The following is an 18,481-nucleotide window of genomic DNA, read 5'->3' on the forward strand; positions in this document are numbered from 1 at the left end:
TCCTAGAATAAGCTTTCTTACCTGGAGTATCCGCATATTTAGAATGCAAATCACCAAAATCATACCGACTAACCAATTCCTCAATAAAAAAACAAATATGATTATCTGGAATAAAGTCCCTCAAATTTAAAGGAAGTAAAAACACCTGACCAATACTATCTTCATGCAAAACCATAAACACCAACTCAACAAAAACTAAAAAACATTAATACTATATTACACCCCATAATATTTAAAACTAAGCATAACTAAAAAGAATCAAAAAATAATTATTGCACAGCCAATACTAGGTAAAAAAATAAGTCAAGCTACCTACTTGAATCGAGCATACATTGATTTGCTTAGTGAAGTAGACATGCGTAGAATTTCCAATGTAAAACGTGACCCTCTGAAAGTACAAAATTTATTACGTTCTATTGCTCGAAATACGGCAACTATAGTAAATATTAAAACTTTAGAGTCAGATATTCGAAAAAAAGAAAACAATATCCTTTCGCGCCCTAGTATTTATGAATATCTTGATGCATTGAAACGTTTGATGATCATCGAAGAACAACCAGCATGGAATACACATATTCGTTCCTCGGCATCATTACGTAAAAGACCAAAATACCATTTCGCAGATGTTTCCCTCTCAGTTGCAGCACTTGGTGCTGATTTTGACTCTTTACTTGATGATCTCAATTTTGTAGGCTTTTTATTTGAATCATTAGTAACACATGACCTGAGAATTTATGCACAGGCAAATGATGCAAAGGTTTACTATTATCAAGACTCCTATGGTTTAGAGGTAGATGCTATTGTGCAAAAATATAATGGTGATTGGATTGCTTTTGAAATAAAGTTAGGCATTGGGCAAATTGAAGATGCAGCTAAAAACCTTCATAAACTTGTTTCAAACTTAGACAAAACAAAAGTTAAACCACCAAAATCACTAAATATAATCACAGGGACAGGAATAAGTTATACTCGAGCTGATGGAATCAATGTCATTTCTTTAGCTTCATTAGGAGTTTAACTCTTTGAAAATAAAGATAGGATAATGAGACATGATTAATTTAAGAAAAAATAAAGAATTTTTACAAGTAACTCTTTTTTATTCTAATTTAACCTATTCTTGAAATTCCTTTTATATCATCAAAGTGTTTATCAAAAGAAGCTATTTTTTTTATCTCTAAATCTTCCATAATAGCCATATAAACACCATCAAAGAGAGGTAATCTATTTTTATGTTTTAAAACATTTAAAAATCCATTATAATAAGAATCTAAATCATTTACAATAGTAAAATCTGTTAACATAGCATAAAATACTTTATTTAATATATCCTTATCTTGTTTTAGTTTAACATTTAAAACCGTTATAACTTCAGGAATAATTAAATTAGATATAATCCTCTCTTCTTTATCCTCTTTTATATCATTCCACATTTCAACAGCCCTATGATGATATTTATGTTTTTTAATGTATAAACTAATTATGAAATTAGCATCAAAAAAAATCATAGCTATCTACCTTTTCTTGATCTTATATCTTTAACAGCTTTTACAGGATCAAATGGTTGCTCACTATCTGGAACAGTGCCAACACCAATTAAGTCATCTGTTGTTAAATTAGAATATTTATCTTTAAATTCTTGTGGTATTTTTGGATTAACTACTTCTAAACGACCTTTACTTAGTCTTTTGACTTTATCATCTATTGTTTCAATTGAATTAATATCTGCATTGTTAATTAATCTTCTTATAGTTTCAGATTGATTGAAACCTGTCAATTTCATTAACTTATTTAATTTTTCAGTTTCAAATTTACCTAAATAAACAGATACAGGCTTATTCTTTGGATTTTTACTTTTTTGAATTGACATAATGGTTTACCTCATATTTTAATTACAATGTGATATAACATATAATATTATTTTATATAATATATTATATAAATATAGCTAATTTAGAAATAATGAGAAAAAATCGCCAAATAAGAAGTAAACATTGTGTAAATCCCAAGTGAGTATCATGACAAAAAATAAAATAAGTCACTTTCTTAAACTAGTGCCAAATCATTATATTAAATTTTAGACAATGTTAAAATAAGTAATTTATTTTTTTATGCCCGACAATATATTAATAGATGATTATCATCTAGAAAAAGCCCATATACATCCCAATAGTGATAAACATTATATGAAAGAAGAAATAAATGAAACTGATTTAATCACAGTTTTCAATATAGTTCATAATCACATTGATAACAATAAAGGATTGAAATTAAATAAACTCATTAAGGAGTTGAAAAAATGATGATAAGCTTAAATAAACATCAAACAGGAAAAGAATTTATAAAAGAAATGGAAAAAACATATGGATCAATTAAAGAACTTGAAAAAAAGTTTAAAATAATTAACAAGATGATTTATCATGTGGATTTAGAAGCTTGGAAATACCATAAAGATAATTTAGATGAAACAATTGATAGAACAACAAGTATAATCACAGATAGCTTAACAATAGGAGAAATTGAAATAGAATTATTAACTACAATTAAAAGAAAACATCCTGAATCAATTAGAGAATTAGCAAGATTAGTAAATAGAGATATTAGTGTAGTGCAACCAAAGGTGAAAAATCTCTCTGAAACAGGATTAATAGAACTTAAAGAAGGGATTAAAAACCGTAAAACACCTTACTTAAATTATGATGAAATAACAATAGCTATTTAAATAGAATTTTAAAAAAAATTATTTTCTAAATTTTTTAAAATTAATAAAAGCATTTCTTATGTTTAAAATGCTTAAATTTTGGAATAGTTTTTGTTCAAACTTTTTTCAAAAGTTTGTTTCAAATACAATAAAACTCCAAAAATTTCTGTAAATAATAAATAATCTCTAGAAATAGCTATTGAAGCATCTAATATATAGATATCGATTGTTATATTTATGAATAATATCTTTTTAACCATTTATCACGGAAATTAAAAAAATTTTGATCATGTATAGATTGACGGATTTGTTGAGTGAGTTTGATTATGAAATACACATTGTGAGTTGTTAAAAGTTCCATAGCAAGTTGTTTATCTTCCTCAATTTGTTTTGCAGTTTTTAAACCACCATTATTTTTTAATAATTTACGAATTTCCTCTCGAGAATAGTTGGATTTACAAGTTGGACATTGGCAACCCTCAAACAATGGAGAGGGATCATCTGCAAATTTTGCATTTCTCAGATTAATATCACCATCTGGAGTGTAAATTTTTCCATGCCTTGCCTCTCGAGTTGGTGCCACACAATCAAAAGTGTCACATCCATTTTCTACTCCAACAAAAATATCATCTGGTTTAGAAAGACCAAGTAGATGGCGAGGTTTTGATTCTGGTAAAATTCTGTTACACCAAAACAAAATATCTGATAGATGTTCTTTTTCAAAGGCACCGCCTAAACCATATCCATCAAAATTCATTGCTCCTAAATCACGAGCAGCTTTTTCTCGTAAATCTTGGTAATGTGCACCTTGCAGTACAGCATAAAGTCCTTGATAAGGTTTATCAATTCTCTCATGAGTCAATTTTTGATGTTCATCCAAACACCTTTCTGCCCATCTATAAGTACGATTAAGTGCTTCTTCATTATATTCCCTACTATCACCAATGTTAGTTAGCTCATCAAAGGACATGATGATATCAGCACCAATCTTATGTTGAAATTTCATGGAGTATTCAGGTGTGAAAAGCTTTTCTGGGTCAGTATCCTTTGTTTTGAAATATACTCCCTCTTCACTTACCCTTGCTAGTCGCTTTTTATTTTCTGTTTTAAATTGTTCGCGAGCAATGTTTCGCTTGTCCATAGAAACCACCTTACCTAAGCCACTTCCAAATGACATGACTTGAAATCCTCCACTATCAGTTATGGTAGGACAATTATAAAGCGAATATTTAGACAATCCTCCAGCTTTTTCAATTTCATCTGCAAATTTTGATAAATGAAATCCATTACTAATCATTGCTTGAGCATTGATTCTATGGAATTTGGAGGATGGTAAAAACCTAACTTTTGCATATGTACCAACAACTACAAAAGCTGGTGTATGGATATCACCATGGGGAGTATGGATAATACCTGCTCTACCTAATGCATCAGGAATCTTAGTAGTAATTTCAAAGCTAAACTGATTCTGTTTCATTGTCCACCAATTTTTTAAATATATTAACAACAGCATAAGTCACAGGTAGTAGTATAGTTTCACCAGCAATTTTTGAAACATATGCTATAATCAACAATCCAATAAATTGGGTGGTTGAAATTGTACCAATGAATGCAATTGTTGTGAAAATCAGGGTATCAACCAAGTCGCCAACTAAACTTGAACCAATTGCTCGCTGCCAAAAGTGTTTACCTTTAGTAATTTCTTTAATTTTAACAAAAACAAAAGAGTTAAGAATTTGTCCACTTACAAATGCAATCAAACTACCAGCAACAATACGTGGCATGAACCCTATGATTGTTTCATATGCTAGTTGATTTTCCCATCCTGGACCTGGAGGCAAAATTTGAACAATAAACAATGCTAAAACAGCGATTAAATTCATTGCAAAAGATGTCCAAATGACTTTTTTTGTTCTCTCAAAACCAAAAAACTCAGTGGTTATATCCCCTATAATATAAGAAAGAGGAAACAATATTGCACCACCGTCCCAAACTAAGCCTGTTGAAAAGAAATCAAACATTTTAGTACTAGCAAGATTACTGACAATTAAAACTGTTGCTGATAGTGCTGTTAAAATTGCAAAAAACTGTCCTTGAGAAATCTTTAACTTATTAATTAAATCCAATATTATTCCTTCTTTATTAATTATCTAATTCACTAAAATAATATTAATCAGCCAATTTCTCATATATAAAAACAAATATGATTCTCAATATCCAAAGGAAACAAAAATGTTTTGACCAATACTATCTTCATGTAAAACCATAAACATTAACTCAACAAAAGTAAAAAATCATTAACTAATATGTTATACCCCATAATATTTAAAACTAAGCATAATTAAAAGAAATCAAAAAATAATTATGAAAATTTCAGATACAAACCTTCTTAAAAAAATAGCTATCAAAGAATCTGACAGTAAAAATCAATCAATTGCAATTGAAAAATTTCGATGAAAATACTATTTATATCCCTTTATATGGTTTCACTATAAGGAAAGTATTAAAGTTATCCCCTCCATATACTTATATTACTGTAAAGATAGAGGTTTTATATATGGTAATGGAATTATTAGCTCCCGCAGGCTCATATGATGTTTTCAAAATTGCAGTTAATTTAGGTGCTGATGCAGTTTATTTAGCAGGGGAAAAATTCGGAGCTAGAGCATATGCAGAAAATTTTAGTGTAGAAGAAATCAGAAAAAGTGTAGAATATGCTCATTTAAATAATACTAAAGTATTTATCACTGTAAATACTCTAATAAACGATTTTGAAGTAGTAACTCTCTTAAAATACTTATTTAAACTTTATAAAATAGGTGTTGATGCAGTTATTGTTCAAGATTTTGGAGTTTTGAAATTAATTAAATCTGTTTTTCCAAAGATGAAAATCCATGCATCAACTCAAATGGCATTGAACAATTATTATAGTGCAATTTGGGCTTATGAAAATGGAGTCTCAAGAATTATATTTCCTCGTGAACTTAGTGTTGATGAAATTCACAACATAAAATTAAAATTAAAAGAAAACAATATTGACATGGAATTAGAAGTATTTTCTCATGGAGCACTTTGTTATTCAATATCTGGAAATTGCTATATATCCTCGTATAACAATGGACGAAGTGGTAATAGAGGAGCCTGTACTCAACCATGTAGAAGAGAGTACACATTAAAATATAAAGGACATAATATTGATAAAGGTTACTTATTATCCACTCATGACATCAATGTTTCAGATGATTTAGATAAGCTTATAGGTTGCGGTATTAATTCTATTAAACTAGAAGGTAGAATGAAATCAGAAGACTATGTTGGAACCATTGTAAATAGCTATAGAAATCTTTTAGATGAAAAAGAAGGTAGATTTAGGGAAGATTTAAATTTAGTTTTCAATAGAAAATTCACAAAAGGATATCTTCTAAATCAAAACCCTGAAGATGTTATGGGACGTGAAAGTTCAGGGCATACTGGGTTTTATATTGGGAAAATAATAGCTATTCTTGATGAAGAAGAGATAACAGACAAATACACTAAGAAATCCAAAAATAGAAACATTATGAAAGATGATAATAATAATAAATATAATAATAAAAATGATAAAAATAATAATAAAAATAAAACAAATAAAAAAAGTAGTAGTTCTAAAAATCCTAAAGATAAAAAAAATGAGAAATATAATGAAACAGATAGACACATTAAAACTAATAAACGAATTAAAATAGCTAAGGAAAACCTAGTTGAAATAGAAAAAGGAGACGGAATAGCTTTTAAAATGGGTAAAAAGATTAAAGGAATATATCTTGATGAGATCCTTGAGCAAAATGATGAATATCTTATTTTTAATACAACACGTAATGTTCGAGAAGGAGATGAAGTATTTATAAGCTATTCTCAATCTATTCATAGCTATCTTAAAGAGTATAAAAAAGAACATATTCAATCTAAAATAGCTATTTCATTAGATATCACTTTAGATAATAATTTATATCCTCGAGTGAAATCTAAATTTAATTTAAACAATACTAACTTTGAATTTAGCTATACCTCACCATTTCCTTTTGAAAAAGCTATTAAAAATCCAATTGAGATAAACGAAATAAAAAAACAGCTATCTAAAACAGGAGAAACTCCATTTTTTATTGATCACATGGACATGGAGAATTTCTCTGATAATCTTTTTATTCCAATATCTAAATTAAATAAAATACGCCGTGGAATATTAGATAGAGCTACTAAAATTTTATTAAATTACTATAAAGTAGATAAAACTCAAATCAAAAATGCAGAAATTAATTTAAATAATTTTATTAAAGAGTATAATTCTGGAAATTTGGAAAACACAGTTCCAAGTACTAATAATAAGTTAGGAGTATCTGTATTTGTAGATAATCCAAATCTTATTGAAATTGCTTCAGAATATTCTATAGCAAAAATATATTTTGATCCATCTTACCTTTACAGTAATCCTAATGATTATTTTGAAAATATTAAAGATTTACTAATTGAAGGAAGCTGGAAAGCAGCTGGAATTGAACTTGTTTGGGTTTTACCTACATTTATATCAGAGCAAGAGATTCACAAAGCTGTGGAAGTTTTTAATGATTTAAAAAACCAAGGAATTCATTTATCTATTATGAGTGATGTTACAGGGATTAGTGATCTATTTAATACAAAAATCTATGGAAATCATAATCTAAATATATGGAATAGTTATTCTTGTGAAAATTTAAAAGAATCTGGTTTTAATAGTTTAATACTATCTTCAGAGCTATCATATGATGAAATCAAAGAATTAAATTCAAAACTAGTACGAAATGGTGTTAATCTTGATCTTGAGCTTATTGTTCATGGAAATTTAGAAGTGATCATAAGTAATGATGATTTCTCTAATTTAACTAGTGGTAAAGATCTTGTTATGAGTGATAATTCAGAATATGTAATATTAGAAGATAAAAAAAGAAAAAAATTCAAATATAAAGTTCTATTTGACTTTAATAAAAAGAGTCATTTTAGAAATAAAGATTGTTTATGTTTAATGGAAGAATTAGGAATGATAAAAAATCTTGGACTTAGTTCTATTATCTTAGATTGTAGATTTTCAAATGAAAGCTATTCTTCTCAAATAATATCACTGTATTTAGAAGGATTGAAAGACACCAATAAGAAGGCTTTACATTCACTTAAAAAAGAAATTTATTCACTTACACATTCATATCTCAGTAAAGGTAATTTTTTAGAAGGACGTATTCACGAAAAAGATTGAAAACCTATGTTTCTCAAAAACAAGAAAAATTATGAAAATTATAATAATTATGATATCTAGGATAACTATGTAAATCTAAAACAAATAATTATCAAATAATTTCCATACATATTTTTAAATAATATATACACATAATAAAATATTAATAATATATCAATCATATAAAATTAATACTGATTATAATATAACTATTATAAGATAATTCAAAATGGTTGGTATATGATAAAAAAAATTATTAAGAAAGATCTTAAAAACATTTCAAAATCTAAATTACTCATTATATTTTTCATTGCTATAGTCATTGTACCATCTCTTTATAGTATAGTGAATATTGTTGCATTTTGGGATCCATATAACAACTTAGATCAAATGAATGTAGGAATAGTTAACTATGATGATGGAGAAATTGGAAGAATAGTAATAAACAAATAGAATCAAGTAAAGAATTGAATTTTATTTCAACAAATTATGAAAATGGCTATGATAATTTAAATAATGGCTCATACTATGGATTACTAATTATACACAAAAATTTCACGAAAAATATTGAGTCAATTAACACTACAGATCCAACACATGCAAATGTTCAATTTTTAATTAACAGTAAAACAAATCCAGTAGCAACTAAGCTAATGAGCAATGGTGGTAACGAAATACAATCACAAATCAATAATAAAATTGTATCTACAGTAAATGGATTAATATTTGGTAGTGCGAAAAATATGAGTGACAGTGCTATACCAAAAATAAATGCTGATGAATCAAAAATGGATGAGATTAATAATGATTTAAATAGGTATTATAGTGATTCACAAGTAATATATCACACTGCTGAGAAGGTAGTATCTTATCTCAATAAACATAATCAATCTGGAGAAATAGTCAAAAAATTAAATAATGAAGTTAATAAAATAAATAATAAAATAAACAGTCTTAATAATCAAAGATTGTCATTTAAGGCAGATGTTGATTATTTTAATAAATATTATTATCCATTGATGGTTAAAATTTCACAATATAATACTCTTGGTGTTGAAAATTACTTTAATTCACCAGTGATTATTGATAATTCCGATATACATCCATTAAATTCTTATGGTGATGCAATTGCAGAATTTTATATACCTTTAAGTATATTTATTGGAAGCTTAGTATCAATTTCAATGTTTTCATTGAGGGTGAAAGGGTTAAAAGTTAAACCATTAGAAGAATATTTAGGTAAGCTATTACTATTTGAAGTTATTTCCATATTACAAACTACAGTATTAACAATAGGATTATTGATGATTCATGTGCAAAATTTTAATCCTATTCTACTATTAGTGTCGAATATATTCCTAGGTTTATGTTTTACAACATTTATTTACTCTTTAGTATCTAGTTTAGGAGATGTTGGGAAATTCATTGCAATATTAATCCTTGTTTTCCAAATTGGTGGTAGTGGAGGAATGTATCCTATAGAATTAATGCCGAAATTTTTCCAAACAATACATTCCATATTGCCTGTAAGCTATGGAGTGGCAATAATAAGAGAAAATATCACAGCCCCGATAATAGATGTCATGATACATGATGCATTACTATTATTAATATTCCCAATAGTTGGAGTAGTATTTGCATTAATAATAAAACCACTTCTCCAAGAAAAGCTTAAAAAATTAGAAAATATTTTTGAAGAAACAGAGCTACTTTAATAATAATTGTACACTGAATTGGAAAAATAAAAATTTTCTCAATTCTCACCTTAAATTGTTTAATCTGACTAAACTACATTGAAAGATTTTGCGAAATCAGTACATTAAATATAATTTTAATAAATTGACTGCGAAAAATTCAGTGAAAAATAATATAAAAAAACTTAATAAAACTTAATAAAAATTAAATCAGTTAAATTTTTAAACACTTTAAAATAGCTCTATGATTTACATTCACTACATGTTTTCTTTTGATAAGTGATTATTCCTTCACATTTTGGACAAATCCATTTTTCTCTATCTCCACTCATCATTTTATTTATTCCCATGTATTTAATTCTCGCTGCACTTTCAAGAGTACTGATACCATGTCTTTTTTTAAAGTTTTTATCATGTTTTTTAATGAGTTTACAAGGAAACTCACTACATCTACCACAATATTTAAACTTTTTATTATCAAAACAAGATTTAATTTTACATTTTAGAGTACTTTTACTTTTTCCTGAATCACTTATTAAACACCCAGAACATGGATTATTGTATTTTTCACAACTTATACAATTTACTCCACATGGTGCAAATAATTCAGTATTAATTTTTTCAGGCATTTTCATATTAATCAACATATTTTTGGAAAATAATGAATCATTATGCGTAAAATTTTAGGCAAGGCTATAATGTGTTAATAAAAGCATTTTCTTATACTTGAAATACTTATTTTTTGAAATAGGTTTTGATCAAACTTAATTTATTAAGTTAGAAAATCTTTGATTTTCTTAAACTTTTATTTCTGGAGGAAATTTAGAGAAATCTTTGATTTCTCGTTTTTAAAAGTTTGTTCGTAGTTCTAAATGTGTTTTTATATCTTTTGCTGCGAATGCTGCTTACAGCAGTATAATCTTCTTTCCATGGTATTTTTGATAGTATTCTTTTCTATGTATTTGGTCTTTAGCTTCTTTTAATAATTGTTCTGGTGTTTTAACTGGTATCCATTCACTATTTTTAGTTTCTTTTAGTTTTGAATATTTAAATTCAGCTATTATTACTGTGTTTTTTTCTGTAAGTACTGCATCTATTCTGCCTTTGTTTGTATTATCTTCAGCTATTATATTGAATCCTAAAAGTTGTAGCCATGTTAGAAGTAATGAGTGATAATAGTGTTCCTCTTGAATGTGTAATTGGTATGGTATGTTTGCAAGTAGTTTTTTGAAGCTGTTCTCTAATGGAACACCGTCTAAATTAAATAATTGTCTTTTCATTTCTTTTATTAATCGAAATAAGTCATAATCTAGGTATTTTGTGTAGATATTTAAAAGGTGTTTTAAAGTTGAGTTTTTAACTTCATTATTTGGAATAGCTAATGTGTATTCTCCTTCTTCATCTATTAATTGTAGTTTTTTCACTGTTAAATATCCTGTTTGAAATAATAATCCTATTTCACTTATATTTTCAATATCAAAGCTGTCAAATGAGCTTTCATCAGTGATGACTGGTTCAAGAATTGGTTTTGCATCATATAGTTTCATGAAGTCAATTAAAAATCCTGGTGTTCCTGTTTTAAACCAATAATCGTTAAATTTTAAATGATTAAATGCGACCATAGTGGATTGTGGATTATAAACACTACTTTCACCATCCCAACTATAACCATCATACCAATACTTAATTTTATCTAAAATCTCATCATAAGAAAATGATAACTCCTCAGCTAATTTAGATATATACTCACTGAAATAGCCTTCTAATTCTTCCTGAGTATAGCCACATATCGTTGCAAATCTTTTATCTAATGTCATATCAGTCGGATTGTTCAATGCAGAAAATATTGACACATTAACAAATTTAGAAACACCAGTTAAAAAAATAAAGCGTATATATCCATCCATTGTTTTTAAAGCTCTGTAAAAATCATGTAAAACTTCTCGATTATTTTCTGCAAGTTTAAGGTCCTTTATATTATCAATAATAGGATTATCATACTCATCAATTAAAATAACCACTTTTTGGTTCTGTGTTTTGCTTATCTTAATAATTAATTCTTTAAATTTGCTTTGTAAGTCTGGAGCAGAGAGTGTAATGTCAAAATCCTTTGCTATACTATTTAATGACCAAGTAAGTGCAGATTCTAATTTTTCAGGACTACTACTGTTAACACTTAAATCCAAATGTATCACTGGATATTTCATATCCCAATCCCATTTATCATAGATATAAAGACCCTTAAATAAACTCTTATTTCCCTTAAAAAGCTCTTTTAATGTGTTTAAAAGTAATGATTTTCCAAACCGTCTTGGGCGAGATAAGAAGTTTATATCTGAGCTATTTATCATTTCATGAATTTGTTTGGTTTTATCAACATAGATATAATCATTTTCACGTATTGTTTTAAAGTCTTGGCGTCCTAAAGATAATCTTCTCAAACTTCTCAACCTCCATTATGTTTTAGATTATAGCCAAGCACAAATTTTTGGCAATTAATATATTTTTTATTTAGCTAATATGTCTTTTCAATATAAAGAATAAAATAAGGTATTAAAATTTATTAATATTACCAAAAAATCGATTTTAGACTATAATAGGCATTTCAATAGTTTTTGAAATTAGATAAACTAATATAAACTAATAGTTTTGTTTCAATGAAATATATTTATATTTTTTATTGTTAATATTTTTTACTATTTGTACTATTTGTAGCATTGAAAATTAACAGATTCGACAGGATAATAGATAAATCATAAATATTAAACTAAAATTTAAAAAAGAATAAATGTTATAATACTTAATTATATTAAAGTAATACTTAAATATATTGAAAAATATTAAAAAAGAGATATGGAAACTGTAAACTAAAAATAAATTCAAAAATAGTAGAAAAAATAGATTAAATATATTATTTAATAGCTATAAGCTATAGAACTATTAAATAATAACTTAATAAAAAAATAAAAAAGAATATGGAGAAAAGTCTCCAAAATTAATAATATGTTTATTTACCTATGTCCTCAAGTGCAGCTTCAATTTGTGCAAATATTTGTGCTGTTTTGAAGTGCTGTTGATCCATAGCACCAGATGGACATGCACCTACACAGGTACCGCATCCTTTACATAATGCAACATTAATTTTAGCTTGATCCTCTTCAATAGATACTGCACCAAATGGACAGAGTTCAACACAAACCTCACATGCACCACAAATAGTTTTATCAGTAGTTGCAACAATAGGTTCGATTTCCACTTCACCTTTAACCATAGGGATAGCTGCACGAGAAGCAGCAGCAGATCCTTGAGCAACAGCATCAGGAATATCTTTAGGTCCTTGGGATACACCAGCAAGATATACACCATCAGTTAATGTGTCAACAGGTCTGAGTTTTGGGTGAGCTTCCATTAAGAAACCGTCTCCACTTTTTGATAATCCGATTTCTTGTCTTAAAGTTTCAGAACCTTCAGGAGGTACGAGTCCTACACTTAAAACAACTAAATCGTAATCATATTCTGTTACTTTACCGAGTAAAGTATCTTCAGCCCTAACAGTTAAACTTAAATCAGGATTTTCAATAACTTCAGCAGGTCGACCTCTTACAAACTTAATACCGTATTTTTCTTGGGAATTTTTGTAGAACTCTTCAAATCCTTTACCGAATGCCCTTATATCCATGTAATATAAAGTTACATCAGTATCAGCTTCGTGATCAATGATTAATTGTGCATTTTTCATTGAGTACATACAACATACTCTGGAACAATATGGTTTTCCAATTTGTTCATCTCTTGAACCAACACAATGGATGAAAGCAACACGTTTAGGTGATTTGTTATCTGAAGGTTTAACAACATGCCCTTCAGTTGGACCAGATGCATTGATCATTCTTTCGATTTCCATAGCTGTTATAACATTGCTGTGTTTACCATAACCATATTCAAGTTTTTCTGTAGGATCATATGGGTCGTAACCAGTAGCTACAATAATAGTACCGACATCAATATCAATGAATTCACTTTCTTGATCATGTTTAACTGCTCCACGTTCACAGATTTGATCACAAAGTTTACACTCAATACAGTAGTCTTTGTCTATAGTAGCACATAATGGAACTGCTTGTGGGAAAGGAATGTATGCTGCTTTAACCATACCAATACCTTCGTCAAAGTAATTTGGCATTTCGATAGGACAAACTTCAACACATGATCCACAACCAACACATAACTCTTCATCTATGTATCTTGGTTTTCTTTCAATTTTAACTTGGAAGTTACCAATGTAACCATGTACTTCTCTAACTTCAGAATAGGTTAAAAGTTCAATATTTTCGTGTTTACCTACATCCACCATTTTAGGTGCAAGAATACACATTGAACAATCAAGTGTTGGGAAAGTTTTATCTAATTGCCCCATTCTTCCACTGATAGTAGGTTGTTTTTCGACCATATAGGTTTTGAATCCCATATCAGCTAAATCAAGTGCAGATTGAATACCTGCAACTCCACCACCAATAACTAAAGCTTTGTTGTCCACAGACACTACAGAAGCTTCTAATGGTTCGAGTAATCTTGCTTTTGCAATAGCCATTCTTGTTAAATCTTTTGCTTTTTCAGTTGCTTCTTCAGGTTGACCCATGTGAACCCATGAATCTTGTTCCCTTAAGTTTGCAAACTCAAATAAAAATTGGTTAAGACCCGCTTCTCTAACACATCTTCTAAATGTTGCTTCGTGAAGTCTTGGAGAACAGGCAGCTACAACTATTCTATTTAAGTTGTGTTCTTTAATATCCTCTTGGATTGCTTGTTGACCTGGATCAGAACAATAATATTTATAATCTTTTGCTAAAACCACATTGGGTAAAGTGCTTGCGTATTCAGCAACATCAGGGACATTAACAACCCCACCGATGTTTATACCGCAATGGCAAACATATACGCCAATTCTTGGCTCTTCATTTTCAATATTTTTATTTTCTTCTGCCATATATATCACCTTGTACAAGTTGATGAAATCTAAAATTTTTATAATAAATTAAAGATAATTATAATTTTTAATATTTAGATAAATAAAGCTTTCTATTGTAATCTTGGAGTAAAGTTTATATACTAAAACATATTAAAACACTGATTTCGCAAAATAGAAAATTTTGCAAAATCCCAACTTAATATATAGAACCAGTTAATATGAGTTAAATAATATTTAGTATACTCTGCACTATGACAATCCTGCAGAGGATATTCTAAAGCGTTTACAGTTTAATTTTTAAATTTAAATAGATAAATAGTTTAATTTTCCACTTTTAAGATGTATTTTTTCTTGTATATTTTATTGAATATGTTTCTGCATAATTATTTCTAATTCATTTGTTATATGTGATGTTTGAATTTTTAATGGATGTTAAATACTTTTTAAAATGTGGATTCTGTCAAAATTTGCAGTGGGCATTTTAAAACATTCATTTTGCGAAATCAGTGCCTTATTGCCATCTTAAAACATGATTTTGTACTTTATCAAATAATGTTGTAATTATAATAACCATTATTGAAATTACAATCATTCCTGCAAGAATAGCATCGTAGTTAGCAAATTGAGATTGATGTTGCAGGTACCATCCTATACCTACACTCGAACCAATTACTTCAGCTATTAAAAGAGTTATTACTCCTATTATAAGACCAATAAATGCTCCTGAGAATATGTGAGGCATTGCACCAGGTAGAAGAATCTTAGTTAGCATTGTTTTATCACTTAAGCCTAAGGTTTTAGCTGAATTAATGATTTTAGAGTCTATGTTGAAAACACCAGTTATAACTCCTAAAAATATTGGCCAAAAAGATCCTACGAATATTACAAAGACAGATGAGAGGAAAAATGAGGGTAATAATATGATGGCATATGGAATATATACCATTGGAGGAACTGGACTTAATCCTTTTGATATTGGATAGGATAAATCATATAATCGTTTATTCCATCCAACAAGTAGTCCTAAGGGAATAGCTATTATAATAGCTAAAATATAACCAGAACCAAGAACAAGTAAAGAGTTAGCAATACCAAGTAAAATCTCCAGATAATCAGTGAAATAGACTGCAAATACTTTAACAGGTGGTGGGAATACAACTATATCAATTAAAGCGAATCTTGTTATTACTTCCCATAATACAAATAAAATAGCTATTACTAAAAATATATCACTTATTTTTTGAGGATTTTTTGTAATATACAATTCTACTATGAGTAAAACCATTAAAATCAGGAGTAGGATTGAATAAATAAATCCTCCAGCATATTCTTGAAGATTATTTGGGAAAATAGCTATTGATAATAATAATCCACTGAAAATTAGAATTGTTATGATTTGTTGAATTCTTAAAGGAGATAATAATTTTTTAATCATAATACTTCCTCATTTGTTCTTCTTGTTTGTTTAGAGATACTTTCATATCTTCAGTTAGTAGTGAAAGAATATGATTTCTAAGACTTAGATATTCTTTACTACCAGTTAATTCTTTTCTATTTCTAGGTCTTTTAAAAGGAATTTCAATGATTTCTTTGATTTTACCTGGAGATGGAGTCATCACAACAATTCTATCTGAAAGAAAAATGCTCTCATCCACATCATGAGTTATGTAAAGAATTGTTTGATTATTATTTCCACTTCTCCAAAGGTAAATCAATAAATCCTGCATATGAATTCTATTAAGTGCATCTAATGCTCCAAATGGTTCGTCCAATAAGAAAATCTTTGAATCTAATGCAAACATTCTTGATATTGCTAATTTTTGAGTCATTCCTCCAGATAGTTCTTTTGGAAAACTATTTGAGAATTTTGAAAGTCCTATTATTTCTAAATGTTTTAAAGCCTTTTCTTTGATTTCTTTTTCTGTTAAATTCTTGTTTGTGTTTTTAATTGCAAAGTGTAAATTATCATATGCTGTCATCCATGGGAAAAGTGAGTAATCTTGAAAGACTACTGATATATCAGAGTTTGGATTTTCAACTTTTCTATCTCCAACTTTAATGAATCCTTTTGTAGGCTTTATAATTCCAGCTATTATGTTGATAAGTGTACTTTTACCACAACCACTAGGTCCAATAATAGAAACAAATTCTCCACTATTTATCTCTAAATTTATATTATGAAGTGCATTTACTTTTGAATCTTTTGTTTCGTATATCATTGAAATATTGTTTATATCTATATTTAACATTGTTGAACCACTTTAATTAATAGTTAGGGAGTAAAAAAGAATGAAAAAATTGGAAAGAATTGAAAGGAGTATTATCAAATAGTACCAAATTAGTAAATTAAATTAGCATATTAAATAATAATAATAATAATAATAATAATAATAATAATAGATATATTAATCAATCTACCTTTTGGGTTTCATATAGATTATTTAAGAATTGATAGTTCTTATTATTTGGATCTTCCTTTAAAATTTGATCTAATGCTGTTTTATATATAGTAGTGTTGAAATGTTGAGATACATTGACATTTCCATCTACATAGCCTATTTGTTTAAGTAATTCATAGAATTTAATTGAACCTTTTTCATATGGGTCTGTAACAAGAGATAAATGATCATTATAAGTTGCTACTTCTAACTCTTTTCCTTTTAAAGGTACATATTTACTTGCAATATCTAATGTTTCAGTATGGTTGTTCATATAGAAGTTATATGCTTTAATAAGTGCTTTATCATATTTAATCCATTTTTCTGCAGTTGTGTTGTTTAAATCCTTTGAATTTATAGTTACTCTACAATCTGGAAGACCTGGTATAAGCTCATCAGTTGTATTAACTATTGCAAGACCATCTTTCTCTGCCGAATATTGGAATGCAGGATATACAAAGCCCACATCAATTTTCCCAGCTTTGATTGCATTTATAATATCTGGAGCTGTTTTAAAATCAACTATATCTAAATCATCTTTAGTTATTCCTGCTTGTTCATTAAGATATCCAAGTGTGATTACTTCAGCAGGTATTCCACTAACAGTTCCTATTTTATATTTTTTATAACTTTCAGGATTACTCTGCAAATCATTAGCTATTGATTTATTTTTAGCTATTATTCCATGATCTCCACTCATTACTCCTCCAATAAATGTGAAATTTTTACCATTATCTATTTGAACTAATGGTTCACCAATTCCACCAACTGCAACATCAAGTTTTCCAGCTGAAAGTGCATTAAGTTCATCATTGGCAGTTGGAAACTCAAAAATCTCAACATTTAATCCTTGTTCTGCAAAATATCCTTTTTCTTTAGCTATAAATACTAATGAATGTCCTGCTGATAGTGATATATATCCTGCATCTATCTTTTCATTTTCTGAACTTTGAATACTATTTGTAGAAAAATAAGCTCCTAATATAGCAAGTATTGCGATAATAACAATTATAATTCCTATAATCTTTTTATTTATCATTTAATTACACCACTGATTAAATTGATATGAAATAATATTAAAATTAATTTGATAATAATAGTTTCAATGTTTTCTTATTTATAAATTCAACGTTTGTGTCAAAATTTTACCTCTTGTCATTTTATTTTTCAATGTTTTAGTATTCATGTTAATAAATACTATTTACATGTTTAATTATTGTCTAAAAACCTCCTGTGAAAAAAAATTTTTAAATCTAAAATTAAAAAAAATAAGAGCATAACAATCTATACAATGATTTTTACACTTGCAATGATTAGTAAGAGTTTATTAGAGAGAATTAAATAGTAATATTTATTAATAATGGTCAGTAGATTAATTAATATGTTCAATAACCAATTAATCACTGACAATAATAATATAGTAAGCATACAACTTAA

16 protein-coding genes are annotated in these 18,481 nt (G+C 27.8%); 6 read left to right on the forward strand and 10 right to left on the reverse strand.

Annotation, left to right across the window (positions count from 1 at the left end; all coding sequences use genetic code 11):
- Window positions 1-355 precede the first annotated feature (355 nt).
- Complete coding sequence (locus MBFIL_RS06640; RefSeq protein WP_066972829.1) at window positions 356-1,018, forward strand: ATP-binding protein; 663 nt, start codon at window positions 356-358, stop codon at window positions 1,016-1,018.
- Between the two features lie 88 nt (window positions 1,019-1,106).
- Here MBFIL_RS06640 and MBFIL_RS06645 read toward each other — a convergent pair whose 3' ends face one another.
- Window positions 1,107-1,505: a type II toxin-antitoxin system VapC family toxin gene (locus MBFIL_RS06645; protein WP_066972832.1), complete on the reverse strand. Its 399-nt coding sequence runs from the start codon at window positions 1,503-1,505 to the stop codon at window positions 1,107-1,109.
- Window positions 1,506-1,507: 2 nt separating this feature from the next.
- Window positions 1,508-1,867 carry a hypothetical protein gene (locus MBFIL_RS06650; RefSeq protein ID WP_066972833.1) on the reverse strand — a complete coding sequence of 120 codons (360 nt, stop codon included), beginning with the start codon at window positions 1,865-1,867 and terminating at the stop codon, window positions 1,508-1,510.
- Between the two features lie 241 nt (window positions 1,868-2,108).
- Here MBFIL_RS06650 and MBFIL_RS10955 point away from each other — a divergent pair, with 241 nt between their 5' ends.
- Window positions 2,109-2,300, forward strand: coding sequence for a hypothetical protein (locus MBFIL_RS10955; protein WP_211261733.1), 192 nt, complete (start codon window positions 2,109-2,111; stop codon window positions 2,298-2,300).
- Window positions 2,297-2,719 (forward strand): HVO_A0114 family putative DNA-binding protein, encoded by a 423-nt coding sequence (locus MBFIL_RS06655; protein ID WP_066972835.1) that lies wholly within the window; start codon window positions 2,297-2,299, stop codon window positions 2,717-2,719. Before MBFIL_RS10955 ends, MBFIL_RS06655 begins: the two co-directional genes overlap by 4 nt.
- A 214-nt stretch (window positions 2,720-2,933) precedes the next feature.
- On the opposite strand, the gene tgt is transcribed toward MBFIL_RS06655, so the two are convergent.
- Window positions 2,934-4,175 (reverse strand): tRNA guanosine(34) transglycosylase Tgt, encoded by a 1,242-nt coding sequence (tgt, locus tag MBFIL_RS06660; protein WP_066972836.1) that lies wholly within the window; start codon window positions 4,173-4,175, stop codon window positions 2,934-2,936.
- Window positions 4,156-4,824, reverse strand: coding sequence for a queuosine precursor transporter (locus tag MBFIL_RS06665; protein WP_066972840.1), 669 nt, complete (start codon window positions 4,822-4,824; stop codon window positions 4,156-4,158). Before MBFIL_RS06665 ends, tgt begins: the two co-directional genes overlap by 20 nt.
- Before the next feature lie 431 nt (window positions 4,825-5,255).
- On the opposite strand from MBFIL_RS06665, the gene MBFIL_RS06670 reads away from it, so the two are divergent.
- The 3 genes from MBFIL_RS06670 (at window position 5,256) to MBFIL_RS06680 (ending at window position 9,658) form a co-directional block, all read left to right on the forward strand.
- The gene (locus tag MBFIL_RS06670) at window positions 5,256-7,964 is read left to right on the forward strand and encodes a U32 family peptidase (protein WP_066972842.1); all 2,709 of its coding nucleotides are present in this window, start codon (window positions 5,256-5,258) and stop codon (window positions 7,962-7,964) included.
- 219 nt (window positions 7,965-8,183) lie between these two features.
- A complete protein-coding gene (locus tag MBFIL_RS06675) occupies window positions 8,184-8,396 on the forward strand; it encodes a YhgE/Pip domain-containing protein (protein WP_066972844.1) in 213 nt (70 codons plus the stop codon).
- Window positions 8,397-8,410: 14 nt separating this feature from the next.
- Window positions 8,411-9,658 carry a YhgE/Pip domain-containing protein gene (locus tag MBFIL_RS06680; protein ID WP_066972845.1) on the forward strand — a complete coding sequence of 416 codons (1,248 nt, stop codon included), beginning with the start codon at window positions 8,411-8,413 and terminating at the stop codon, window positions 9,656-9,658.
- Between the two features lie 221 nt (window positions 9,659-9,879).
- On the opposite strand, the gene MBFIL_RS06685 is transcribed toward MBFIL_RS06680, so the two are convergent.
- The 6 genes from MBFIL_RS06685 to MBFIL_RS06710 all read right to left on the reverse strand — a co-directional run bounded on the left by MBFIL_RS06685 (window position 9,880) and on the right by MBFIL_RS06710 (window position 18,083).
- Window positions 9,880-10,272: a DUF3795 domain-containing protein gene (locus MBFIL_RS06685; protein WP_066972848.1), complete on the reverse strand. Its 393-nt coding sequence runs from the start codon at window positions 10,270-10,272 to the stop codon at window positions 9,880-9,882.
- A gap of 270 nt (window positions 10,273-10,542) precedes the next feature.
- Window positions 10,543-12,078 carry an ATP-binding protein gene (locus MBFIL_RS06690; protein WP_066972850.1) on the reverse strand — a complete coding sequence of 512 codons (1,536 nt, stop codon included), beginning with the start codon at window positions 12,076-12,078 and terminating at the stop codon, window positions 10,543-10,545.
- Window positions 12,079-12,644: 566 nt separating this feature from the next.
- Window positions 12,645-14,624, reverse strand: coding sequence for a CoB--CoM heterodisulfide reductase iron-sulfur subunit A family protein (locus MBFIL_RS06695; RefSeq protein WP_066972852.1), 1,980 nt, complete (start codon window positions 14,622-14,624; stop codon window positions 12,645-12,647).
- Between the two features lie 493 nt (window positions 14,625-15,117).
- Window positions 15,118-16,041: an ABC transporter permease gene (locus MBFIL_RS06700; protein ID WP_066972855.1), complete on the reverse strand. Its 924-nt coding sequence runs from the start codon at window positions 16,039-16,041 to the stop codon at window positions 15,118-15,120.
- A complete protein-coding gene (locus MBFIL_RS06705) occupies window positions 16,034-16,855 on the reverse strand; it encodes an ABC transporter ATP-binding protein (RefSeq protein ID WP_066972856.1) in 822 nt (273 codons plus the stop codon). The genes MBFIL_RS06700 and MBFIL_RS06705 overlap by 8 nt, the downstream gene beginning before the upstream one ends.
- Window positions 16,856-17,015: 160 nt before the next feature.
- Complete coding sequence (locus MBFIL_RS06710; RefSeq protein WP_066972857.1) at window positions 17,016-18,083, reverse strand: ABC transporter substrate-binding protein; 1,068 nt, start codon at window positions 18,081-18,083, stop codon at window positions 17,016-17,018.
- Window positions 18,084-18,481 lie beyond the last annotated feature (398 nt).

Origin of the sequence: Methanobrevibacter filiformis, from assembly GCF_001639265.1 — an archaeon.
GTDB classification, from domain to species: Archaea; Methanobacteriota; Methanobacteria; order Methanobacteriales; family Methanobacteriaceae; genus Methanacia; species Methanacia filiformis.